The sequence below is a fragment of the Ideonella oryzae genome (assembly GCF_024055665.1).
GTDB lineage: Bacteria > Pseudomonadota > Gammaproteobacteria > Burkholderiales > Burkholderiaceae_C > Ideonella > Ideonella oryzae.
The window spans coordinates 254236-277087 of the sequence record NZ_JAMXMC010000009.1; the positions used below are offsets into that span (position 1 = coordinate 254236).

Consider the following 22852-nt stretch of genomic DNA (forward strand, 5'->3'; position numbering starts at 1 on the left):
ATGTCCGACACACGCCCCATGCCCACCCGCCGCCAGTGGCTGCAGGCCGCCGGCCTGACCGGCGCCGCGCCCCTGTTGAGTTGCGTGCCGGCGGTGGCCGGCACCACACCCACCGCCACCGCTGCGACGGTGAGTGGCCCGAAGGTCCTGCGCTATGCCTTCAAGGCAGCCGAGACCGGCTTCGACCCGGCCAAGATCCAGGACCTCTACTCGCGCATCCTCACGGGACACCTCTTCGAGGGCCTGTACGCCTACGACCACCTGGCGCGTCCGCCCAAGATCAAGCCGCTGACCGCCGCAGCGCTGCCCGAGGTGTCGCCCGACTTCCGGGTGTTCGTGATCCGCGTGCAGCCGGGCATCTTCTTCATGTCGGACCCGGCCTTCAAGGGCCAACGGCGCGAGCTGGTGGCCGAGGACTACGTCTACGCCATCAAGCGCTTCGCCGACCCGGCCAACAAGAGTCCGGCCTGGGGCGACCTGGAGGAGGCCGGCTTCGTCGGCCTGGCCGCAGCGCGCGAAGAAGCCCTGCAGAAGCGCCAGCCCTTCGACTATGACCGCATCGTGCCCGGCCTGCGCGCGCTGGACCGCCACACCCTGCGCCTGGAGGTGGCCGCTGCCCGCCCGCGGCTGATCGAGCTGCTGACCGGCAGCGACCTGTTCGGTGCCGTGGCCCGCGAGGTGGTGGAGTTCTACGGGCCCGAGGACATCGTGGGCCATCCGGTGGGCACCGGTCCGTTCAAGCTGGTGCAGTGGCGCCGCAGCTCGCTGATCACGCTGGAGCGCAACCCCGAGTACCGGGAGCGCCATTACGACGCCGAGCCCGCCCCCGACGATGCCGAGGGCCAGGCCCTGCTGGCACGCTTCAAGGGCCGGCGCCTGCCCATGGTGGACCGGGTGGAGGTGTCCATCATCGAGGAGAGCCAACCGCGCTGGCTCTCTTTCCTGAACGGCCAGCAGAACTTCATCGAGCGGGTGCCCGAGGAGTTCGCCACCCTGGCCATGCCCAACGGTCGGGTCGCGCCCAACCTGGCCCATCAGCACATCCAGGGCTACCGCAGCCTGGCGCCGGACATCGGCGTGACGCTGTACAACATGGAAGACCCGGTGGTGGGGGGCTACACGCCGGAGAAGATCGCCCTGCGCCGGGCCATGAACCTGGCCATGGACATCCCGCGCGAGATCGCCCTGGTGCGCCAGGGCCAGGGCGTGCCGGCCCAGTCGCTCGTGGTGCCCAACACCAGCGGCTACGACCCGAACTTCCGCTCCGAAATGGGGCAGTACGACCCGGCGCGCGCCATGGCCCTGCTGGACATCTACGGCTATGTGGACCGCGACGGCGATGGCTGGCGCGAACAACCCGATGGCTCACCGCTGCTGATCCGCCGCGCCTCCCAGCCCGACCAGTTCTACCGTTCGCTCGACGAGCTGTGGCAGCGCAACATGAAGGCCATCGGCATCCGCGGGGTGATCGAACCCGCCAAATGGCCCGAGAACCTCAAGGCCGCCCAGGCCGGCTCGCTGATGAGCTGGTTCGTGAACTCCTCGGCCAGCCAGTTTGACGGTCAGAGCGGCCTGGGCCAGATGTTCGGCCCCAAGATCGGCGGCGACAACCTGGCCCGTTTCAAGAGCGCCGAGTTCGACGCCCTCTACCTGAAGATGCAGGCCCTGCCCGACGGACCCGAGCGCTGGGCCCTGTTCCGCCAGGCGCAGCGCATCGGCATCGTGTACGCGCCCTACAAATGCCATGTGCACCGCTATGTGACGGACATGGCCGCCGCCGAGGTGCAGGGCTACCGCCGGCCGCCGTTCTGGAACGAGTGGTGGCACTTCGTGGACATCGGGCCCGCGCCAGCCCGGGCCTGAGGCCGCCTCAGCGCTGCGCCCAGGCCGCCACCTGGGCCGCCGGCATGGCGCCAGCCACCCGGTCCACCTCGCGGCCACCGTGCAGCTTCAGCAGCGTGGGAATGCTGCGAATGCCGTAGCGGGCCGAGAGTTGCGGGTTCTCATCGCTGTTGACCTTGACGAAGAGGACCCGGCCCTTGAGGTGGTCCGCGGCCGCCTCGAACTGCGGCGCCATCGTTCGGCAGGGGCCGCACCAGGGCGCCCAGAAATCCACCACCACCGGCAGCCCGCTGCCCGCCACCACCTTGTCGAAGCTGGCGTCGGTCAAGGCCAGCGGGTGTCCATCCAGCAGCGCCTGCTGGCAGCGGCCGCACACCGGGTCGTCACCCAGGCGCTCGGTGGGAATGCGGTTGGTCGCCCCGCAGTGCGGGCAGACCATCTGGGTGCGGGCGGAGGTGTCGGTGCTCATGCCGCGCACATGGGTACGGGCCCTGGTATTTCAAGGCCCTCGCCGTTCAGGGCGACACGGCGGCAGCTCAGGTCCGCGGGCGGACGGGCGCAGCAGGCGGCGGGGCCGGCCGCATGTCCCCACCCATGTGCATGGTCACCGGGTCGACGATGGTCTGGGAGATGCGCTTGAGCTGCTCGATCTCGTCCTGCAATGCCGTCAGCTTGACCACGTGCTCGCGCTGCATCGCATCCACCTGCTCGACCATGTCGGTCATCAGGTGGGAGAGCTCGTTGGCATGGGTCTGGCGCAGTTCCTCGACCTGGCGCTCGTGGCGCTGCTGCTCGGCCTGCTGCTGCTGGCTGCGCTCCAGCAGGTCACGCGCATGCTGGTCGGTGGCGGCGCGCAGGCGGGCGGTCAGGTCCAGATTGGCCTCGCGCAGGCGTTCCAGCAGGCGCTGGGACGTGGCGTCCAGCCGAGGTTCACCGTTCGCACCCGCAGCGACCGGGGCAGCCGCTGGCTGCGTTGGCCGGGCCGCCCGGGGTTGAATCTGGGTGGGCGGGGGGTCGCTGGGCTTGCGGCGGTTCACCGCGCCGATGAACAGGCCCAGGCCCAGGCCGCCCACGGCGCCCAACACCTGCCAGTACCACGCGGGAACATCTGCCATCAAGCCCACGACATCACCTTTTGCCGAACCCAGCGAAGAATCGAATCGATCAGCACTGATTCCATCACATTTTGGCCTCGCCTCCGAGGGGCCGCCCCCCACTTCTAGAATCGCCCCATGCCCCCGCCCTCCCTGCCGGCCGCCGCCTCCCGGGCCGGCCACCGCCTGCGTGCCCTGCACCGGCTGCTCGTCGTCGCCCTGCTGGGCTTTGCTTCGGGGCTGCCGCTGGCCCTCACCGGCCAGGCCCTGCAGGCCTGGCTGAGCCTCGAGGGCCTGGACGTGGCCACCATCGGCTTTCTGAGCCTGGTGGGGCTGCCCTACACCTTCAAGTTCCTGTGGGCCCCGTTGATGGACCGCTTCGACCCGCCGGGCCTGGGGCGGCGCCGGGGCTGGCTGGTGCTCACCCAGCTGGCCCTGGCCGGCGCCCTGCTGGCCCTGGCGGCCACCTCGCCCAGCCAGTCCTTACAGACTTTTGCACTTCTGGCCGTGGCTGTGGCGTTTCTGTCGGCCTCGCAGGACGTGGCCATCGACGCTTACCGCACCGACCTGCTGCCCGCCGCCGAGCGCGGGCTGGGGTCCTCGCTCAATGTGATGGGCTACCGGCTGGCGATGATCCTCTCCGGCGGCGTGGCCCTGATCTGGACCGACCCGCAGCAGGGCGGTGGCTGGACCTGGCCGCAGGTCTACCGGCTGATGGCCGGCCTGATGGTGGTCACCGCCGCGGCCAGCGCCACCCTGCTGCCCCGCCTGCCCCGGCCTGAGGTCCCCCGCAGCCTGGCGCGCGAGGACCTGACCGGCTTTCTGGCCGTCACGGCCGCTGCCGCCGTCGGCTACTTGCTGACCCAGCACCTGTGGTCACCCCTGGCCCAGGCTGCGCTGTCGCCGTGGCTGCAGACCACCGCGCTGGCGGCCCCGCTGCAGCAACGCTGGGCCGACCTGGCCGCCCTGCTGCTGGGCCTGGTCACCACCCTGCCGCTGGCCGCCTGGGCCGCCCGCCGGGCGCGTTTCCACACCCTGCTGTCGGGCCTGGCCAGCTATTTCAGCCAGCCCGGGGCCGCGGCCTTCCTGGCGCTGATCGTGCTCTACAAGCTGGGCGACGCCTTTGCCGGCGCGCTGATGACACCCTTCCTGCTCAAGACCATGGCCTTCACTTCGGCCGAGGTCGGGCTGGTCAACAAGGTGCTGGGCCTGTGGCTGACCCTGCTGGGCGCCCTGCTGGGCGGCGCGCTGATGCTGCGCCTGGGCCTGTGGCGCGCGCTGATGCTGTTCGGCCTGGCCCAGGGCCTGAGCAACCTGGGCTTCTGGTGGCTGGCCGTGCATGGCCAGGGCGCGCTGCCGGGCCTGACCATCCCGGCCTTCGACTGGGGCTTCGTGCACCTGGCCCAGGCCACGCCGGTGGATGGCGGCCTGCTGATGGTCATCGCACTGGAGAACCTGACCGGCGGCATGGGCACCGCCGCCTTCGTCGCCTTCCTGATGAGCCTGACCAGCCAGCGCTTCACCGCCACCCAGTACGCGCTGCTGAGCGCCTTCGCCTCGGTGGGCCGGGTGTGGGTAGGGCCGCTGGCCGGTGTGCTGGCCGAATCCATCGGCTGGCCCCCCTTCTTCCTGCTGTCCACCGCACTTTCCGCCCCGGCCTTGTTGATGCTCTGGCGCCTGCGTGCGAGCATCCAGGCCCTGGCGCCCGATCCTGGCGCCGCCACCGCGGACGACTGAAGCTCCCCCTGTCCTGCCATGCAAGATTTCGACACCAACGCCGATCTGCCCCTGCCGCCTCTGGCCCATGCCCGCGGCTGCACCTGCCCGCTGCACCAGCGGCGCCGTGTGGCTGCCTGGGCCGGCCTGGGTGCGGGTGCCAGCCTGCTGCCCGCCAGCGTGTTTGCCCAGCAGGACGATGGCGTCACCCGCCAGGTCGGCAAGGAATCGAAGTTCACCCAGCTGGTGCCGGCCGAGCAGGTCGAGCAGGCCGCGCTGCAGCAGTACGAGCAGCTGAAGAAGGACGCCCGGGCCAAGCGGGCCCTGGCGCCCGACAGCCACCCCCAGGTGATCCGCCTGCGGGCCATCGCCCAGCGCATCATTCCCTACACCTACACCTGGAACGCGCGGGCCCGCGACTGGCGCTGGGAGGTCAACCTGATCGGCTCCAAGGAGCTCAACGCCTTCTGCATGCCCGGCGGCAAGATTGCCTTCTACTGGGGCATCCTGAAGCAACTGCAGCTCAGCGACGACGAGGTGGCGATGATCATGGGCCACGAGATGGCCCACGCCCTGCGCGAGCACGCCCGCGAGCGCATGGGCAAGAGCTCGGCCACCCGGCTGGGCGCGAATCTCATCAGCTCGCTGCTGGGCCTGGGCCAGCTGGGCGATGCCGCGCTGGGCATGGGCGCCCAGCTGCTGACCCTCAAGTTCAGCCGCGAGGACGAGAGCGAGGCCGACCTGGTGGGCCTGGACCTGGCCGCGCGCGCCGGCTATGACCCGCGGGCCGGTGTCAGCCTGTGGCAGAAGATGCTCAAGGCCAACGAAGGGGCGCCGCCGGAGTTCATGTCCACCCACCCGGCCGGGCCCACCCGCATCGCCGACATCGAGAAGACCCTGCCCAAGGTGCTGCCGCTCTTTGAGAAGGCCCCCAAACCGCCCGAGCGCTTCTCGCCCCCCACAGCCTGACCGGGGCTGCTTGGTGAGGACACCACACAGCATCCTCATAGGAGGGGACAGTGAACGGTTGCAAACATCTGGACACAGACGCCGCCCGGTAGATTGCGCCGCGGCCTGCCGAAATGCAGGCCCTTGCAGTCGAGCCCATTCCCCCCTTTGAGACGAGGTTCACGTGTCCACCAGCATGTTCCACACCTGTGTGCTGCGCTTCAGCGGCAATCCCCTGACGCCTTCCAGCCCCCTGGGCGGCGGCACCCTGTTGCCCACAGCCCCCACCGACCTCTTCTGCTGGTACACCGCCGCCGCGGAACTGGCCAACGCCAACCTGCTGGTCAAGCCGGTGTCAGTGCAGTGGGTGATGTTCGATGCCCAGGATGCCGCCCAACGCTGGGTGGCCTCACCCGACGGCCAGAGCGTGCTGGCCACCAGCTTCGTCTCCGGCTACTTCGACGACAACACGGCCCTGCCCCTGGCCCTGCTCGTCCACCGCTGGAAGGCCTGGACGGGGACACAACCTTCGATGCGCTGCGGCAGCTGCCCACCGGCAAACATGTCCGGCGGCACCCAGTTGCCGGCATTCGTCGGGGCGCCGATGAACAGCCTGACGGCCAGCCCGCCGGTGGAGACCACGCTGCTGCACTTTGCCGATGCCACCGCGCTGGCCACTTACGTGGGCAGCACGCCGGGGCAGGCCTACCTCGCCAACACCCTGTGCGCCCAGCACCTGACCAGCTGACCTCGCCCGCATCTACCGGCAGGGCTTGCCCCCCCAGCCCGCGGACGGGCTGGGGGCTGGCAGGTCTGCTGGTCCTGGGGCTGCTATTGACCTGGCTCAGCGCCGGTTCGAGCCATGCGCGCACCCTCTCCGTGCTGGTTTTGAGCACCTTGGACCCGCGCATGGACCAGCCCTTGATGACTGCGTTGGAGCGAGAGCTGGCTCCCCTACAGCGCCAGGGGCACCACCTCGTACTGGAACGCGGTGGACTGTCCCCCGAAGCCAGCGACTCCCACAGCCTGCTCCAGGTCGAGCAATGGCTGGCCCGTCGCCATTGGGACCTCGTCGTCAGCACCACCATGTCACCAGTGGCAGAGGTCCGAAAACTGGATCACAACATCCCGGTGCTCTTTCGCTCTGCTGACGATCCCCGTTCCTATTGCCTGGTTCGCAGCCTGCGTCAGCCAGGCACGCCCACCACCGGCTTCACATCCGCGTTGCCTGGCTGGGCAAAAATGGCCGAGGCGCTCCACCTCGCCTTTCCGCGCATTCGGGGGCTGACCCTTCTGGTGGACGGAACCCGGGAGGAGTTCGACCCAGACTGCCCTGGCGTGGACATGCCGCCCTGCCGCCCCGGTCCAATACCCCCGGACGAACTGCCGCAGGCACTGGGCAGTTCCCAAGATGACGCGGGCCTGCGGCTGGCAGCCCGGCGGGCCGGACTGCCGCTGCGCTATGTGAGGTTCTGCCGACGGGAGGACATCGGCCAACTGAAGGACTGGCTGCCGTCAGGACAGGGGGTGTTGGTGCCAATGACTTACCTCACCTACTTCCATCGCGAGCAACTGGTGCCCGCACTGCAGGGCCAGGGTCTGCCTGTGGTGTATGACGCGCGTTATTTCCTACAGGCCGGCGGGCTGATGGCGGTCAAGGCCATCAGCGATCCCCCCGATCTACCCCGAGGCATCGAGCTGGCCCGGCGCATCCTGGAGGGTGCCGACCCGGCCCACATCCCCATCCAGCGGCCCGAGGGCTTTGAGTTCATCATCAACCTGCGCGCGGCCCGGGCCATGGGGCTGGTGCCCTCCAAGGCGGCCCTGCGCACGGCCGACCAGCTCTGGCGCTGAGCGCCCCGTCCCTCCATGGCCCGGCAGTACCCACCCTCATCCGACCTGGCGTCCCAGCCACCGCCAACGGCGACGCCCCCCAGCCCGCCACCGCGCTCGCTGTGGCGCCTGCGCCTGTGGCGCAAGCAGGTGCGAGCGTTCGCGCTGCTGGCGGTTCTCAGCATCCTGGTGTTCGGTGGCATGGAAGTGTTCTTCAGCTACCGCGAGGCCATCCGCAACCTGAGCCTGAACCAGGCCCTGCTGGCGCGCGAGGTCAACGGCGCGCTGCAGGCCGAGCTGGGCTCCATCGAGCGCCATGTGCGTGCCACGGCCAGCCTGCCCTGGGAGCTGCCGGGCTGGCTGGACGATGGCGACCGCCGCGGCGAGTTCCAGCGCATCCTGAAGCTGGAGCCGGCGGTGCAGGAACTGACCCATTACGATCCCCACGGCCGGGTGCTGGTGCATGTGTCGCGCAATGCCCTCTCCGAGGTGCCGGGCACCGAGCCCGCAGAGTTCACCCCGGCCAGCCGGCTGCGCTGGCCCAACGGCCTGCCGCCCGAGCAGGGCAGCATCGAGTACGCCGATGGCTACGAGCCCCAGTTGCTGCTGGTGACCCCCGACCCGCGCATGGGCGCGGGGGTGACGGTGGCGCGGGTGAACCTGCGCACCGTGGCCCGCCACCTGGCCTCGGTGCTGCACAACCCCACGCTGGAGGCCTACGCGGTGGACGCCCGCGGGGTGGTGGTGGTGCACGCCGACACCACACTGATGCTGGCCCAGCCCACCGCGCCCCAGTCCACCGAGGAAGCCACGGCGCCGGCCGCCGGGCTCAGCCAGCAGGCCGATGGCACAGCAGGCAACGCGGCGCGCGCGCGCGCCGGACTGGACGGCCAGCCCGTGCTGGCCAGCCGCTTTGCCGTGCCCGCGCTGGGCTGGCAGTTGGTGATCGAGCAGCCGCGCAACGTGGCCCTGGCGCCGGTGTACAGCACGCTGGTGCGCACCGGCGTCGTGATCCTGCTGGCGGTGGCCGGGGCCATCGTGGCGGCCATGTGGGTGGTCGGCCGGGTCAGCCAACCCATCCGTGAACTGCACCAGGGGTCTCAGGCGCTGGCCGAGGGTCGACTGGGCACCCGCATCACCATCCAGAGCAACGACGAACTGGAAGACCTGGCCGCCCAGTTCAACGTGATGGCGGCCAATCTGCAGGAGCTCTACCGCGACATGTCCGGCAAGATCGCGGAGCGTACCCGCGACCTGGAACTGGCCAACCGCCACAAGTCGGAGTTCCTGACCAACATGTCCCATGAGCTGCGCACGCCGCTGAACTCCATCATCGGCTTCTCGGACGTGCTGCGCGAGGAGATGTTCGGGCCGCTCAACGAGCGCCAGCGCGAGTACGCACACGACATCCATGCCTCGGGCGAGCACCTGCTGTCACTCATCAACGACGTGCTCGACCTGTCCAAGATCGAGGCCGGCCACATGGAACTGAACCTGTCCACGCTGGAGGTAACGGACCTGGTGCAGCACACCGCCGCGATGATGCGCGAACGCTGCACCCGTGGCGAGCTGACCCTGAAGCTCATGCTGGACGAGACGCCGGACACCTGGGTGGCCGACGCCCGCCGGGTCAAGCAGATCCTGCTGAACCTGCTGGGCAATGCCGTGAAGTTCACCCCGCAGGGTGGCACCATCAGCATCCGGGCCGGCACCAACGACAGCGAAGGCCTGTGGCTGGAGGTGTGCGACACCGGGGTGGGCATCGCGCCAGAGCACCAGGCCATGGTGTTCGAAGAGTTCCGTCAGGTGGGTGACGACATTCTGCGCAAGAGCGAGGGCACTGGCCTAGGGCTGCCCCTGGTGCGTCGCCTGGTGCGGCTGCACGGTGGCGACGTGACCCTGCGCAGCGTGGTGGGCGAAGGCACCACCTTCCGCTTCAACTTGCCGCGCCTGCCCGACGATGAGGAGGGCCGCTGAGCCATGAACATCACGCTTCACGTCATCGACGACGACGACCGCAGCCGCAAACTGGCCGCCGATGTGCTGGCCTCACAGGGCTTCGCGGTGCATGCCTCGGGCACGGCGGCCCAGGCGCAAGAACAACTGCTGGCCCAGGGGGCTGATCTGGTGCTGCTCGACATTCAGCTGCCCGACAGCGACGGCTTTGCGCTGATCGCCTGGATCCACGCCCAGCCCAGCCTGGCCGGCGTGCCGGTGGTGGCCCTGACCGCCTCGGTGATGCCTGCCTACCGGGGACGCATCGAGGAATGCGGTTTTGCCGGCTACATCGCCAAGCCCCTGACCTCGGTGCGCCAGTTCGTCCAGACGGTGTGCGGCCACCTGCCCGAGGCGCTGCAGGCCCAGGTGCCGCCCCACCTCCTCCCGCCGGCCGCCGCGCGATGAACACCGTGCCGCGCATCCTGGTGGTGGACGACCAGGAAAAGAACCGCCGACTGATGGAGGCGCTGCTGGCCTCGCGTGGCTACGAGGTGCTGCTGGCCGAGGGCGGCGAGCAGGGCCTGGAGATGGCGCTGACACGGGCACCGGACCTGATCCTGCTGGACGTGCTGATGCCCGACCTGGACGGCTACAGCGTCTGCGCCCGCCTGCGGCGCGAGGCCGGCATGCAGGCCGTGCCCATCGTCATGGTGACCTCGCTGGATGCCAAGGAAGACCGGGTGCGCGGGCTGGATGCCGGCGCAGACGACTTCATCACCAAGCCCGTCGTCAAGGAAGAGCTTTGGGCCCGCGTGCGGTCGCTGCTGCGGGTCAAGGTGCTGTACGACAAGGCGCAGGCCCAGAAGGAAGAACTGGCCGCCTGGTCACAGACGCTGGAATACCGGGTGGCCGAGAAGGTGATGGAGGTGGAGCACCTGTCCCTGCTCAAGCGCTTTTTCTCGCCGGCCCTGGCCGAGCGCCTGGTCGCCACCGGCAATGGCGAGATCCTGCGCAGCCACCGGCGCGAGATCACGGTGCTGTTCGCCGACCTGCGGGGCTTCTCAGCCTATGCCGAACGGGTGGATGCCCAGGCGCTGATGTCGATGCTGCGGGAGTTCCACCGCGCCATGGGCAAGCTGGTGTTCGAGTACGAAGGCACGCTCGAGCGCTTCACCGGCGATGGCTTCATGGTCTTCTTCAACGACCCCGACCCGCAAGACGACCACAGCCTGCGGGCGGTGAAGCTGGCCTTGGCCATGCGCGAGGCCGCCTGCCCCCTGCAGGTCCGCTGGCAGGCCCTGGGCGGGCCGGCCGGTCTGGGCATCGGCCTGAGCCGGGGGGAGGCCACCGTGGGGCCCATCGGCTTCGAAGGCCGGCTGGACTACGCGGCGATCGGCGCCGTGACCAACCGGGCCTCCAGGTTGTGCGCCGCGGCGCTGCCGGGGGAAATCCTGGCCTGCGACACCACCGCGCGGGCGGTGGCGCCGGACGTTCGGTTCGGTGCCACGCGCTGGCTGGACCTGCGCGGACTGGGCACCGGCCAAGCCGCACACCCGGTGCTGGAGATGATCGGCGCCTGAGCGGCGCCCCCCCCTCACCAGCGGTGGGGCAGGGGCCGCATCAGCCGGATGCGCCCGCGCTGCTGGACGATGTAGCCGCCCTTTTCCAGGTCCTTCATCAGGCGGCTGACCATCTCGCGCGAGCAGCCGATGCGGTGAGCGATGTCCTGATGGGTCAGCAGGATCTCCCCCCCCGCCAGATCGCCCTCGCTCTCGGCGGTGAGCAGCAGGCGCAGCCGGCCATAGACATCGTTGAGCGCCAGGCGCTTGGCATTCTGGGTGACGGAGCGGGCCCGCTGGATCACCATGGCCAGCAGTTCAAAGGCGAACTCCGGCTCCTCGCCGATGAAGCGCAGCAGGGTTTCGCGGGTGAGCACCACGCAGGTGCTGGGCTCCAGCGTGGCGACACTGGCCGACCGGGCACCGCCGTCCAGACTCATCTCGCCCACGCATTCGCCCGGGCCGTAGCTGCCATAGGTGATCTCTCGCCCCTGGTCGTCAGCGCCGAAGGCGCGCAGCAGCCCCTGGAGGATCACGTAGAGGGTGTCGCCATGGTCACCCTCCTGGATCAGCAGCGTGCCCTTGGCGTAGCGACGCAGATCGCCTCGCTCAATCAGCCGCTGAAACAGCGGAGAGAGGCGACGCGCGGCCGGATAGTCGGCCAGCCACCCCGAACCGGGGATGTGTGCATTCGACATGGGCACAGTTGCAACCATGCCTCATGTTAGCTGGCCAAACGGCCAGGACGCCAGAACAAGACCCCGCCGATCACGTTGCGGGGCCTGAAAGTGTCTCAGTTGTGCACGCCGGCCAGCACGCCGAACAGGGCCCCCATGTCGCCAAAGACCGAGCGGTGATCGACAGAGGAATGACGCAGCGTGCCGACCAGCGGCGGCAGCACGGCCACCTGGTGGATCAGGCTGCGGATGCTGTCCGACCCTGTCTTGGCGCGGATGTTGGCGATCTGGGTGCGCACCGTGGAGATGGCCACGCCATTGGCCTGGGCAATGTCCGAGGGGCTGGCACCGTCGCACAGCGCGATCAGCACCTGCTCTTCCCCCGGCGACAGCTTGTGGGCGCGGGCAAAGCCTTGCACCGACAGCGCGCCGCAGACCTGGCTCTTGCCCAGCACCAGCAGGGTGGCGGCCGACGAAGCCTCCCCGGGCAGCAGGGGCAGCGGCACCACCGAGACGCCAGCACGATGCTCGCCATCGCCCAGCGACAGCAGGCGGCGCAAGCCACGGCGGCTGGCCCCCTGCAGGGCATCCACCAAGGCCGTCTGGTCGCGCAGATCACGGGCCCGCAACACGCGGCCGTCCAGCATCAGGGGATGCTGACCGTCCAGTTCCATGTGGGCGGCATGGTTGGCATGCATGACATGGCCGTCCTCGCCAATCATCAGCATGCCGTAGTCGATCTCGTCCAGGGCCAGGGCCATCAGCCGGGCCATCAGGGCGGCACCCGAGCGGCGCTCGGGCCCGCGGTAGGACATGGCGCGGGTCAGCGCAGGCCAGGGGGCACGGGGGGTGATGGAGGCATTCGACGGGGTGGTGATCTGTTCAAACACGGCTGTTCTCCTGGTGTTGGAGCCACTGTGTCCATCCACCTGAGGATGTGCTTGACTCCATGGCCTTCAGCTTAGAGGTCCACCCTGCTAGGACTAAGTTAAGTTTTCGCAGTCCCTTATGTGAAGGAATCACCTTTCTTCACAAGCCGGTCCTCAAATCCCCCCCAAATAGGGATTGAAACGGCGTTCCCGGCCAAAAGTGCTCTCCGGCCCATGCCCGGGAATGAACACCGTCTCGTCGCCCATGGGCCACAAGCGCTGGGTGATGCTGGCGATCAGGGTGTCGTAGTCGCCGCCCGGAAAGTCCGTTCGCCCGATCGAGCCGGCAAACAGCACGTCCCCCACGAAGCAGCGCTGTGCCCCCGCGTGGTGGAACACCACATGGCCCGGCGTGTGGCCGGGGCAGTGGCGCACGGCCACCTCGGTGCTCCCCAGGGCCACGGTGTCGCCGTCCTCCAGCCAGCGGGTGGGCAGGAAGGGCTCGGCGGCCGGAAAGCGGAACATGCGGCTCTGCTCGGGCAGTTGCTCGATCCAGAACAGGTCGCCGCGGTGCGGGCCGATGATGGGCAGATCCAGCCGGCGCGCCATCTCGCCGGTGCCGCCGGCATGGTCGATGTGGGCATGGGTGAGCCACAGCGCGGTGGGGGTGACGCCCAGGCGCTGCATCTCGGCGATCAGCCGGTCCACCTCGCCGCCCGGATCGATCACGGCCGCCTGCATCGTCTCGTCGCACCAGACGATGGAGCAGTTCTGCTGAAAGGGGGTCACGGGGACGGTGAGGTAGCGCAGCATGGGCGGGGCGGGTCTGAACAGCAACGGCTCCGATTCTGCATCCCGCCCCCCGCCCTGGGAGATCACACAGCCAGGCGGAAGCGCTCCACGGTCTGCACCAACTGTCCTGCCTGTTCACGCACGGATGCGGCCGCCGTCACCGACTGCTCGGCCATCGCGGCGTTCTGCTGCGTACTCGCGTCCAGCTGTCCCATGGCCTGGTCGATGCGCAGAAGGCTGCCATCCTGGGCCGACAACTGGCCCGCGACGCCCGAGACCAGGCCGGACACACCGTTGACCGACCCCACGACCTCCTCGATCATCCGGCCGGTCCGCCGCACCTCCGACACCCCGCCCTCGACGGTGCTGACCGTCTCGGCGATGAGCGTCTCGATTTCCTTGGCGGCCTGGGCGCTGCGCTGCGCCAGGCTGCGGACCTCCGCGGCCACCACCGCAAAGCCCCGCCCCTGCTCCCCCGCACGCGCGGCCTCCACGGCCGCGTTGAGCGCCAGGATGTTGGTCTGGAAGGAGATGCCGTTGATCACGCCATTGATGTCGGCCACCCGGTGCGAGACCGCCAGGATGTCATCCATCCGCGAAGCCACCTGGGCAACGGCGGCCCCGCCCTCGCTGGCCAGGCGGCTGGCCTGCAAGGCCTGCTCATCGGCGCTGCGCAGCTGCTCGCTCACCTGCCGAACGGATTGGCTCATCCCGGTGACGCCGGAGGCGGTCTCCTGCAAGGTGGCCGATTGCCGCTCGGTCCGATCGGACAGGTCTGCGCTGGCCGTGGCCACCTCGGCGATGCTCGTCGCCACCTGCCGGCTGCGGTCGCGCACCTCGCCGACGAGGGCGGCCAGGCTGGACTTCATCTCATTGATGGCCGCGTTGAGCTGGCCAACCTCGTCAGCCGAATGCGCCAGCGCCGGACCGGCCAGATCGCCGTCGGCAATTCTTCTGGCCGTAACCAGTGCCTGCTGCAAGGGTTCAAGCGTGGCGCTGCGGATCAGCAGGAAGACACCGACGATGGCCATGACACCCAGCAGGTTCACCACCAGCACGACGTTCTTGGTGAACTCGGCCGCCTGCTGCACCAGCGGGCCGAACGCCTTGGACAGCGCCATCACCGAAGCCACATCGGCCTGCATGCTCCGCGCCAGCGCGGGGGTGATCACCGGGCTGCTGTCCGAGGCCACCCTGTCCCGCAGCTGTTCATGGATGCGATAGGCCTGCGCGGGCAGATCCAGGACCTGGCCGAAGCCCATCAGCCGGAACCCCCACTGCTCCACGGGGAAGAGCTCGGCATCGACGCTCCCGGCAATGGTCCGCGCATGGTCCAGCGCGGCCGCCACGTCGGCCCGGGACACCTGATGGGCACGGTTTCCCCCCTCGTTGACCCGGTCCAGGGCGCTCTGCACGATGTCGACGTAGTAGAGATGCTCCCGCTCCATGTAGTGGAAGTGCGCGGCCTTGCCCAGCAGGCGCACCCCCAGCATCAGCGCCAACGCCACCCACGCCAGGGTGGCCAGACCGATCCAGAATTTCTTGCGCAGTGTCACGATGCCTCCTCACTCGTCCTCATGCAGGACAGTGTTTCGGCGCCCCCCGCAGGCGCTGAAGTGAGGCCCAGGGCCCTGGTGCCAGAATCCGGCGAGAAGCGGTCTTTTCTGCCAAGACGGTCGGATGGCGACGGCCATTCCGAGAAAACCCCGATCAAGGCCGGAGAGATCGCCCGCACAGTGCGTACTCAGCTCCCAACTGCCCCACCATGATCGAAAGCACCGCCGAAGCCTATGCCTACCCGCTGCTGATCAAGCAGCTGCTGCACACCCCGCGCGCCACCGCCCTGAAGCAGGAAGTCGTCTACGCCGACAAGCGACGGCTGAGCTATGGCGAGCTGTTTGAGCGCATCGGCCGCCTGGGCAACGCGCTGCGGGCCCAGGGCGCCGGCCTGGGCCGCACCGTGGGTGTGATGGACTGGGATTCGCACCGCTACCTGGAGTGCTTCTTCGCGGTGCCCATGCTGGGCAGCGTGCTGATGACGGTGAATGTGCGGCTGGCGCCCGAGCAGATCGTCTACACGCTCAACCACGCCCAGGTGGACGTGCTGCTGGTCAACAGCGAGTTCCTGCCGGTGCTGGCCCAGATCCGCCACGAGCTCACCAGCGTCAAGACCTTCATCCTGCTGAGCGACGATGGCGCCGCCCAGCCCGCGGGCTTTGCCGGCGAATACGAGGCCCTGCTGGCCAGCGCGCCGGCCGACTGCGACTTTCCCGACTTCGACGAGAACACCCGCGCCACCACCTTCTACACCACCGGCACCACCGGCCTGCCCAAGGGCGTGTACTTCAGCCACCGCCAGCTGGTGCTGCACACCCTGGGCGTGGTCTCGGCCCTGGCGCTGGCGCGCGACCAGGGTGGCGTGCACCGCGGCGACGTGTACATGCCCATCACGCCGATGTTCCATGTGCACGCCTGGGGCATGCCCTATGCCGCCACGATGATCGGGCTCAAGCAGGTCTACCCGGGCCGCTACCAGCCCGATCTGCTGCTGAAGCTGATCGAGCGCGAGCAGGTCACCTTCTCGCACTGCGTGCCGACCATCCTGCACATGCTGCTGCAGTCGCCGGCCGCCAAGGACGTGGACCTCTCGCGCTGGAAGGTCATCATCGGCGGCGCGGCACTGAACTCCGGCCTGGCCATGGCCGCGCGTGACCGCGGCATCGACATCTTCACCGGCTACGGCATGTCCGAGACCTGCCCCATCCTGACCCTGGCCCAGGTGGACGCGGCCGACGTGGGCACCGCGCGCGACCTGCCCACCCGCATCAAGACCGGCCGGCCGGTGCCGCTGGTGGACCTGCGCACCGTGGACCCCGACCTGCAGGACCTGCCGCGCGACGGCCAGTCCGCCGGCGAGGTGGTGGTGCGCGCGCCCTGGCTGACCCAGGGCTACCTGCACAACCCGGAGGCCTCGGCCGAGCTCTGGCACGGCGGCTATCTGCACACCCAGGACATCGGCCACATCGACGTGCGCGGCTACCTGCAGGTGACCGACCGCATCAAGGACGTCATCAAGACCGGCGGCGAATGGGTGTCCTCGCTGGAGATCGAGGAGATCATCGCCCGCCACCCCGGCGTCAGCGAGGTGGCGGTGGTGGGCGTGAAGGACCCGAAGTGGAGCGAGCGCCCACTGGCCCTGGTGGTGCCCAAGCCGGGCGCGGCCTGCACGCCGCAGGACATCACCGCCCATGTGAGGGCCGCCGTCGACGAGGGCCTGATCAGCAAGTTCGGCGTGCCCGACCAGGTGCTGTTCGTCGAGCAGCTGACCCGCACCAGCGTGGGCAAGCTCAACAAGCGGGCGCTGCGCCAGCAGTACGGCGGCTGAGCGCCTTCTCGATCGCCTGCGCCATCAGGTCTAGGCCCTGGTCGATCTCGGCATCGCTCACCGTCAGCGGCGGGGCAATGCGGAACACGCCGCCCATCTGCGGCAGCTTGACGATGTTCATGCTCAGGCCCAGGGCCATGGCCTCGCGGCCGATGGCCTCGCCCAAGGCGAAGGCCGGCTCCTTGGTGCGCCGGTCGGTCACCATCTCCAGCCCCAGCAGCAGGCCACGGCCGCGCACGTCGCCGATGCATTCGTACTTCTGTTGCAGGCGCAGCAGGCCGGCCTTCAGGCGCTCGCCCGCCACCTGGGCGCGTTGCACCAGGCCATCGCGCTGCACCACCTCCAGCACCTTCAGGCCCACCGCGGCGGGCAGCGGATCGGAGACGTGCGTCGTGTAGAACAGGAAGCCCTTGGCGTGCGCGGCCTCCTCGATCGCCGCCGAGGTGACCAGGGCCGCCAGCGGCAGGCCCGCGCCCAGGGTCTTGGACAGGGTCAGGATGTCGGGCGTCACGCCGTCGCGCTCGCAGGCAAACATCATCCCCGTGCGGCCCACGCCGGTCTGCGCCTCGTCCAGGATCAGCAGCATGCCGCGCTCCTCGCACTTGCGCTTGAGCGCGGCCATGTAGCCCGTCGGCAGCTCGATGATGCCGCCGCTGCTCAGGATGGGCTCGGCGATGAAGGCCGCCAGCGCGCCGGTGGACTGGGCGTCGACCAGGGCGAAGGCATCGTCCAGCTCGGTCTGCCAGTCCAGCACGCCGTCCTTCGTGAAGCGCGGCCGGTAGCGGTTGGGCGCCGGGATGGCCAGCGAGCCCACCGCCGCCGGGCCGTAGCCCTTGCGCCCGGCGCTGTAGGTGGCGGCCGCGGCGCCGCCGGTCATGCCATGCCAGGACTGGGCGAAGCCCACCACCTCCCAGCCCCCGGTCACCAGCTTGGCCATGCGCAGCGCAGCCTCGTTGGACTCGGCGCCGGTGCTCAGCAGCAGGCAGCGGTCCAGCCCGGGCGGCGTGGCCTCGGCCAGGCGGGTGGCCAGTTCGACCACCGGGCGCGACAGCATGCCGCTGAACAGGTGGTCCAGCGTGTGGATCGACTCGGTCACCACCGCGGCGATCTCCGGGTGCGCATGGCCCAGCAGCGCGCTCATCTGGCCGGAGGTGAAGTCCAGGATGCCGCGGCCGTCGGCGTCGTAGACCCAGCAGCCCTGGGCCCGCTCGATGATCAGCGGCTCGAAGCTGCCGCCGTAGCGCACCAGGTGCTGGCGGGCGCGTTGCCAGAAGAGGGGATCGTCGTTGTGGGACATGGCGGATCTCAAGGGGCGTGAAACGGGAATGAAGCGATCTTGCGGCGCCCCAACCATCTGGTAAAACGAAAGCTTCTTGGATCACCCATCAGAAACGCTCATACCGTGCCCGCCAACCTGGACATCGACCTGCTGCGCAGCTGGCTGGCCGTGGCCGACAGCGGCACGCTCAGCCGCGCCGCCCAGCAGGTGCACCGCACCCAGTCGGCGCTGAGCCTGCAGATGCAGCGGCTCGAGGCGGTGGTGGGCCAGCCCCTGCTGCTGCGCACCGGCCGCGGCGTGCGGCTGACCGCGGCGGGCGAACGCCTGCGCGAGCACGCCCAGCGCCTGCTGGCCCTGCACGACCAGGCCCTGGCCGACTTGGCCGAGGACCCGCTCAGCGGCGTGCTGCGCTTCGGCTGCCCGGACGACTACGCGGTGCGCTTCCTGCCCCCGCTGCTGCGCGGCTTCGCCCACCGCCACCCCCGGGTGCTGGTGGAGGTGGTGTGCGCCCCCACGCCGCAGCTGCGCCAGGCCCTGGCCCGGCGCGAGCTGGACTTGGCCCTGGTCTCGGTGGCCGAGCCGGCCACCGCCCGGGGCCTGCTGCGCACCGAGCCGCTGGTGTGGGTGGGCGCCCCGGGCGGCGAGGCCCTGCGGGCCGACCCGCTGCCGCTGGCCCTGTCCGGCCCCGAGACCCAGGACCACCAGGCGGCGCTGGCCGCGCTGGCCGGGGCCGGCCGGCGCCACCGCCTGGCCTATGCCAGCAGCAGCCTGGCCGGCCTGCTGGCCGTGGTGCGCTCGGGCCAGGCCATCAGCGTGCTGACCCAGACGGCCGTGCCCGAGGACCTGCTGGTGCTGGGCGATGGCGCGGGCCTGCCGCCGCTGCCCACGCTGGGCATCGTGCTGGCGCATGACCGGCCACGGCCCTCGCCGGTGGCCCAGGCCTTCGAGGCCCTGGTGCAGGAGCTGCTGCCCAGCGCCTGACAGGCAAGGCGGTGGCTCAATCCGCCAGCCACAGCTCCAGATGGTTGGGCCGCACATTGCCGCACTGGGCGGGCTTGAGCGGCGTCATGTCCAGCGGGTTCAGCAGCGGCGACAGCGCCTGCTGAACCGCCTGCAGCGTCGTGTCGGACACCTTGTCAGGACAGTAGCGCAGCTGGTGGCGCGCCGGCACCGAACGCGTGGCCACCCGCTCGATGCCCGGGGTCAGCACACCCGCCTGCTGCAAGGCCGCCAGGGCCTGCTGGGCCAGGGGCCGGCGGTCCTCGCTGCCGATCTGCACATAGACCCGGGCCGGCAGGGTCACGGCCTGCAGGGCCGGGGACGCCACCCGCGTGGCAGCAGTGGCCACCGTCGCGGCCCCGCTGGCGCCGGCGCCTGGGGCGACCGCCGTGGGGCTGCCGCCCGCATCCAGCAGGCGGGCCACCTGGTCGGCCTGGGCCCGGGCCTGGGGGCTGGCGTCGGGGGCCGCGCCGAGGGCCACCACCGACTGCAAGGCCGCGGTGATCTGATCCACCGTGCCCTTCTGCACCCCGCTGGCCGCGGCCACGCTGTTGAGCAGCACCACCCCCAGCCGGCCCTGGGCCGGCTGGTCGGACACCAGCAGGGGCATGATCTTCATGACCGTGTCCAGCTCCTGCCGCGACTGCTCGGCGGTGGCCCGGACCTGCTCGACCTTGGCCCGCTGCTCGAGTTCGCTGTGGTTGATCCAGTTGCCGAACTCCGCGGACAGCTTGACCGCCAGCCCGGCCACCACGGTGGTCAACAACCAGAAGCCCACCTTGCCTTCGAAGAAGGCCGAGAGGCGCTCCAGCGTGCCGGGGGGCGCCCGGGGCGGCTCGATCTCGCGGCGCAGCTGGGCGCGGTAGAGCTCCTCGTCGCGCAGGCGCTGGCGTTCGTCCTCGGTCAGGGGCATGGGGCGGTCCTCCCTGGCGGGATCTTAGGCACGCCCGGGCGCCACCGCCGCCCCCTGCCCAGGGGATGCCGCGCTCGGCAGGGGGCCTCAGCCCCGGCGTCGCACGGCCTGCGGCGGCTGGCCGAACCAGGCCTTGAAGGCGTGGGTGAAGGAGCTCTGCTCGGCATAGCCCAGCAGGAAGGCGATCTCGGTCAGCGACAGCGCCGGATCGGCCACATAGCGCTGCGCCAGCTCGCGCCGCACGCCGTCCAGCAAGGCCTGGAAGGGCGTGCCCAGCGCGGCCAGGCGGCGCTGCAGCGTGCGCGGCGACAGGCCCAGGGCCTGCGCCACCTCGGCGATGCGGGCACCGTCCTGGGCGAGGCGCTCGGCGATCTGGCGGCGCACTTGTTCGCCCAGGGGCTCGGCCGGGAGCGACACCCCGGTCGGCGACAGGCCGTGCAGGCCCGTCTGGCGCGCGCTGAGCAAGGCCTCGGCATGCTGCTGCAGCAGCGGCAGCAGGCTGGCGTCGGCACTGGGGATGGGCTCGGCCAGCAGGCGGGCGTCGAAGCAGGCCCGGGTGACCGGCGCGCCGAACTGCACCGTCACGCCGAAGAAGTCGTCCAGCCGGGCGCACGCCGCGGGCGAGGGCGCCGGGTGCGGGAAGGCCAGGGCCTGCAGCGGCAGCGGCCGCTGGGCCAGCCAGCGCACGAAGGCGAAGATGCCGGCCATCACCGATTCGCAGACCTGCCGCCCCGGCTGGCGCAGCAGCCAGGGACAGTGCCACAGGTAGTGCGCCTGGCCGTCCTCCACCTGCAGCTCGCTGCGGCCCAGGTCGTGGGCCAGGCCTTCGTAGCGCCGGGTCTGGGCCATCGCGGCGCCGAAGTCGGGGCTGCTCAGCACCACATGGCCATAGGCCACGAAGCTGGCGGTGCGCATGCGCGCGCCCACCCGCAGGCCGAGGTCCTCGCCCGCCCCCTGCGCGGCCGCCGCCTCCAGCAGGGCCATGTAGGGCAAGGCGGGCAGCGGGTCGGGCAGGGGCGTCGACAGCGGTGGATCCAGGCCCAGGGCGGCGGGGTCCAGCCCGGCCTCGGCCAGTTCGTCCAGCGCCGGTTGCGCATAGGCCAGCGCCACGCGCGCCAGCCGGGCGGGCGGCAGGCCGTGCAGGCGGGCCGCGGCATCGGCGGCCTGGCTGCGGTCGTCGGTGGCGGGGTCGAGGGACACGGCGGAACTTGCAGAAGTGGCGCGGCGTTTCTAGCACAGGCCCCGGCGCCGGCCATCGGGGCTTGTGGCAATGCCCGGCCGCGCCCGGCCGTGGCGTGATTTCACAAATGCCGGTGTGAGGCCTGGCGGCCCAGGCCAAGCCAGTCGCCCGCCCGCTGCCTAGCATGCCCGCCAGCCCGAACGACATAGAACGAGGACACGATGCGGCGTTGGAATGGATGGGGAGACGACACGGTGCAGGCCACGCTGCCGGCCGGGGCACTGGACTTTCTGCGCGAGCGGGTGGGCCCGGCCCGGCCACCGGCCGACCTGCGCCTGGCCGAGGCACTGGCCCAGGTGCCGGCCAGTCGGCTGTCGCCCCATCCCCTGGTCCAGACCGACGCCGAGGCCCGGCTGCGCGCCAGCCACGGCCAGAGCCTGGGCGACTGGATCGCGCTGCGCCAGGGCCCCATCGGCCGGGTCTGCGACGGCGTGGCCTTCCCCGAGACCCGCGAGGATGTGCGCGCCCTGCTGGACTGGGCCCAGGCCCAGGGCGTGCTGGTGATCCCGGTGGGCGGGGCCACCAGCGTGGTGGGCCACCTGCGGCCCGAGGCCGACGAGCCCCGGCCGGTGCTGGCCCTGGCGATGGCCCGGCTGCGCGCACTGAGCGAGCTGGACGAGACGGCCCAGCTCGCCACCTTCGAGGCCGGCGTGACCGGCCCCGACCTCGAGGCCCAGCTGCGCGCGCGCGGCTTCATGCTGGGCCACTTTCCGCAAAGCTTCGACTACGCCAGCCTGGGCGGCTGGGTGGTGACGCGCTCCAGCGGCCAGCAAAGCCTGCGCTACGGCCGCAGCGAGCAGTGGTTCGCCGGCGGCCGGCTGCAGACGCCCGGTGGCGAGTGGGTGATCCCGCCGCTGCCGGCCAGCGCCGCCGGGCCGGACCTGCGCGAATGGGTGCTGGGCAGCGAGGGCCGGCTGGGCGTGCTGAGCGACGTGACGGTGCAGGTGAGCCGCCTGCCCGAGCGCGAGCAGTTCCTGGGCGTGTTCTTCCCCAGCTGGGAGGCCGGCCTGGCCGCGGTGCGCGAGCTGGCGCAGCGCCGCCTGCCGCTGTCCATGCTGCGCCTGTCCAACGCGGTGGAGACCGAGACCACCCTGCGCCTGGCGGGCCACGCCGGCACCATCGCCTGGCTGGAGCGCTACCTCGCCTGGCGCGGCTGCGGCACCGGCAAGTGCCTGCTGATGCTGGGGCTGACCGGCAGCGTCCCCCAGGTGCGCGCGCTGCGGGCCGAGGCCGGCGCGCTGTGGCGCGCCCACGGCGGCGTGGGCACCGGCGAGCGCCTGGGCCGGGCCTGGGCCGCCAAGCGCTTTGCCGGCGTCTACCTGCGCAATGCGCTGTGGGAAGCCGGCTACATGGTCGACACCATGGAGACCGCCCTGGCCTGGACCGGCACCAGCGCGATGGTGCAGGCCATCGAGCAGGCCGGCGCCCAGGCCCTGGCCGCGCTGGGCGAGCGCTGCCACGCCTACACCCACCTCTCGCACGTCTACCCCACGGGCAGCAGCGTCTACAGCACCTTCGTGCTGCGGGTGGGGGCCGACGGGGCCGAGAGCGCGGCACGCTGGCGCGCGCTCAAGAGCGCCGTCAACGCGGCCATCGTCGCCCAGGGCGGCACCATCTCGCACCAGCACGGCGTGGGCCGCGACCACCGCGACGCCCTGGCCGCCGAGAAGAGCGCGGCCGGCCTGGCTCAGCTGGACGCAGCCATCGCCCAGGCCGACCCGCAGGGCCTGCTGGCCTCGGGCAACCTGCGGCCGCTGCGGTGAGAGCG

Annotated in this window: 20 protein-coding genes; 11 read left to right on the forward strand and 9 right to left on the reverse strand. The window is 70.6% G+C overall.

Going from position 1 to position 22852, the window contains the following annotated elements:
- On the forward strand, window positions 1-1863 hold the full coding sequence (locus M0L44_RS16780; protein WP_252770949.1) for an ABC transporter substrate-binding protein: 1863 nt from the start codon (window positions 1-3) through the stop codon (window positions 1861-1863).
- Between the two features lie 7 nt (window positions 1864-1870).
- Here M0L44_RS16780 and trxC read toward each other — a convergent pair whose 3' ends face one another.
- A complete protein-coding gene (gene trxC / locus M0L44_RS16785; protein WP_252770950.1) occupies window positions 1871-2311 on the reverse strand; it encodes a thioredoxin TrxC in 441 nt (146 codons plus the stop codon).
- Between the two features lie 67 nt (window positions 2312-2378).
- The gene (locus tag M0L44_RS16790; protein ID WP_252770951.1) at window positions 2379-2957 is read right to left on the reverse strand and encodes a hypothetical protein; all 579 of its coding nucleotides are present in this window, start codon (window positions 2955-2957) and stop codon (window positions 2379-2381) included.
- Between the two features lie 117 nt (window positions 2958-3074).
- On the opposite strand from M0L44_RS16790, the gene M0L44_RS16795 reads away from it, so the two are divergent.
- The 7 genes from M0L44_RS16795 (at window position 3075) to M0L44_RS16825 (ending at window position 10951) form a co-directional block, all read left to right on the forward strand.
- Window positions 3075-4673 carry an AmpG family muropeptide MFS transporter gene (locus M0L44_RS16795; protein WP_252770952.1) on the forward strand — a complete coding sequence of 533 codons (1599 nt, stop codon included), beginning with the start codon at window positions 3075-3077 and terminating at the stop codon, window positions 4671-4673.
- A gap of 18 nt (window positions 4674-4691) precedes the next feature.
- Entirely contained in the window at window positions 4692-5621 is a 930-nt protein-coding gene (locus M0L44_RS16800; protein WP_252770953.1) for a M48 family metallopeptidase, read from the forward strand.
- A gap of 163 nt (window positions 5622-5784) precedes the next feature.
- Window positions 5785-6348 carry a hypothetical protein gene (locus M0L44_RS16805; protein ID WP_252770954.1) on the forward strand — a complete coding sequence of 188 codons (564 nt, stop codon included), beginning with the start codon at window positions 5785-5787 and terminating at the stop codon, window positions 6346-6348.
- A 161-nt stretch (window positions 6349-6509) separates the two neighbouring features.
- Window positions 6510-7454, forward strand: coding sequence for a type 1 periplasmic-binding domain-containing protein (locus M0L44_RS16810; RefSeq protein ID WP_252770955.1), 945 nt, complete (start codon window positions 6510-6512; stop codon window positions 7452-7454).
- A gap of 15 nt (window positions 7455-7469) precedes the next feature.
- Window positions 7470-9410, forward strand: coding sequence for a sensor histidine kinase (locus M0L44_RS16815; protein ID WP_252770956.1), 1941 nt, complete (start codon window positions 7470-7472; stop codon window positions 9408-9410).
- A 3-nt stretch (window positions 9411-9413) separates the two neighbouring features.
- A complete protein-coding gene (locus tag M0L44_RS16820; protein ID WP_252770957.1) occupies window positions 9414-9836 on the forward strand; it encodes a response regulator in 423 nt (140 codons plus the stop codon).
- Window positions 9833-10951, forward strand: coding sequence for an adenylate/guanylate cyclase domain-containing protein (locus M0L44_RS16825; RefSeq protein ID WP_252770958.1), 1119 nt, complete (start codon window positions 9833-9835; stop codon window positions 10949-10951). Before M0L44_RS16820 ends, M0L44_RS16825 begins: the two co-directional genes overlap by 4 nt.
- Window positions 10952-10965: 14 nt before the next feature.
- Here M0L44_RS16825 and M0L44_RS16830 read toward each other — a convergent pair whose 3' ends face one another.
- The 4 genes from M0L44_RS16830 to M0L44_RS16845 form a co-directional block, all read right to left on the reverse strand.
- On the reverse strand, window positions 10966-11628 hold the full coding sequence (locus M0L44_RS16830; RefSeq protein WP_252770959.1) for a Crp/Fnr family transcriptional regulator: 663 nt from the start codon (window positions 11626-11628) through the stop codon (window positions 10966-10968).
- Between the two features lie 95 nt (window positions 11629-11723).
- Window positions 11724-12497: a helix-turn-helix transcriptional regulator gene (locus M0L44_RS16835; protein ID WP_252770960.1), complete on the reverse strand. Its 774-nt coding sequence runs from the start codon at window positions 12495-12497 to the stop codon at window positions 11724-11726.
- Window positions 12498-12650: 153 nt separating this feature from the next.
- The gene (locus tag M0L44_RS16840) at window positions 12651-13289 is read right to left on the reverse strand and encodes an MBL fold metallo-hydrolase (protein ID WP_252770986.1); all 639 of its coding nucleotides are present in this window, start codon (window positions 13287-13289) and stop codon (window positions 12651-12653) included.
- Window positions 13290-13351: 62 nt separating this feature from the next.
- A complete protein-coding gene (locus M0L44_RS16845; RefSeq protein WP_252770961.1) occupies window positions 13352-14824 on the reverse strand; it encodes a methyl-accepting chemotaxis protein in 1473 nt (490 codons plus the stop codon).
- Window positions 14825-15033: 209 nt separating this feature from the next.
- Here M0L44_RS16845 and M0L44_RS16850 point away from each other — a divergent pair, with 209 nt between their 5' ends.
- On the forward strand, window positions 15034-16653 hold the full coding sequence (locus M0L44_RS16850) for a fatty acid--CoA ligase (RefSeq protein WP_252770962.1): 1620 nt from the start codon (window positions 15034-15036) through the stop codon (window positions 16651-16653).
- Here M0L44_RS16850 and M0L44_RS16855 read toward each other — a convergent pair.
- Window positions 16616-17950 carry an aspartate aminotransferase family protein gene (locus M0L44_RS16855; protein WP_252770963.1) on the reverse strand — a complete coding sequence of 445 codons (1335 nt, stop codon included), beginning with the start codon at window positions 17948-17950 and terminating at the stop codon, window positions 16616-16618. The two genes, M0L44_RS16850 and M0L44_RS16855, sit on opposite strands and share 38 nt — an antisense overlap.
- Before the next feature lie 105 nt (window positions 17951-18055).
- On the opposite strand from M0L44_RS16855, the gene M0L44_RS16860 reads away from it, so the two are divergent.
- Window positions 18056-18913 carry a LysR substrate-binding domain-containing protein gene (locus tag M0L44_RS16860; protein ID WP_252770964.1) on the forward strand — a complete coding sequence of 286 codons (858 nt, stop codon included), beginning with the start codon at window positions 18056-18058 and terminating at the stop codon, window positions 18911-18913.
- Between the two features lie 16 nt (window positions 18914-18929).
- Here M0L44_RS16860 and M0L44_RS16865 read toward each other — a convergent pair whose 3' ends face one another.
- Together M0L44_RS16865 and M0L44_RS16870 are read right to left on the reverse strand one after the other, a co-directional pair.
- Window positions 18930-19844, reverse strand: coding sequence for a hypothetical protein (locus M0L44_RS16865; RefSeq protein ID WP_252770965.1), 915 nt, complete (start codon window positions 19842-19844; stop codon window positions 18930-18932).
- An 87-nt stretch (window positions 19845-19931) separates the two neighbouring features.
- Complete coding sequence (locus M0L44_RS16870; protein WP_252770966.1) at window positions 19932-21044, reverse strand: AraC family transcriptional regulator; 1113 nt, start codon at window positions 21042-21044, stop codon at window positions 19932-19934.
- A gap of 201 nt (window positions 21045-21245) precedes the next feature.
- On the opposite strand from M0L44_RS16870, the gene M0L44_RS16875 reads away from it, so the two are divergent.
- Entirely contained in the window at window positions 21246-22847 is a 1602-nt protein-coding gene (locus M0L44_RS16875; protein WP_252770967.1) for an FAD-binding oxidoreductase, read from the forward strand.
- Window positions 22848-22852 lie beyond the last annotated feature (5 nt).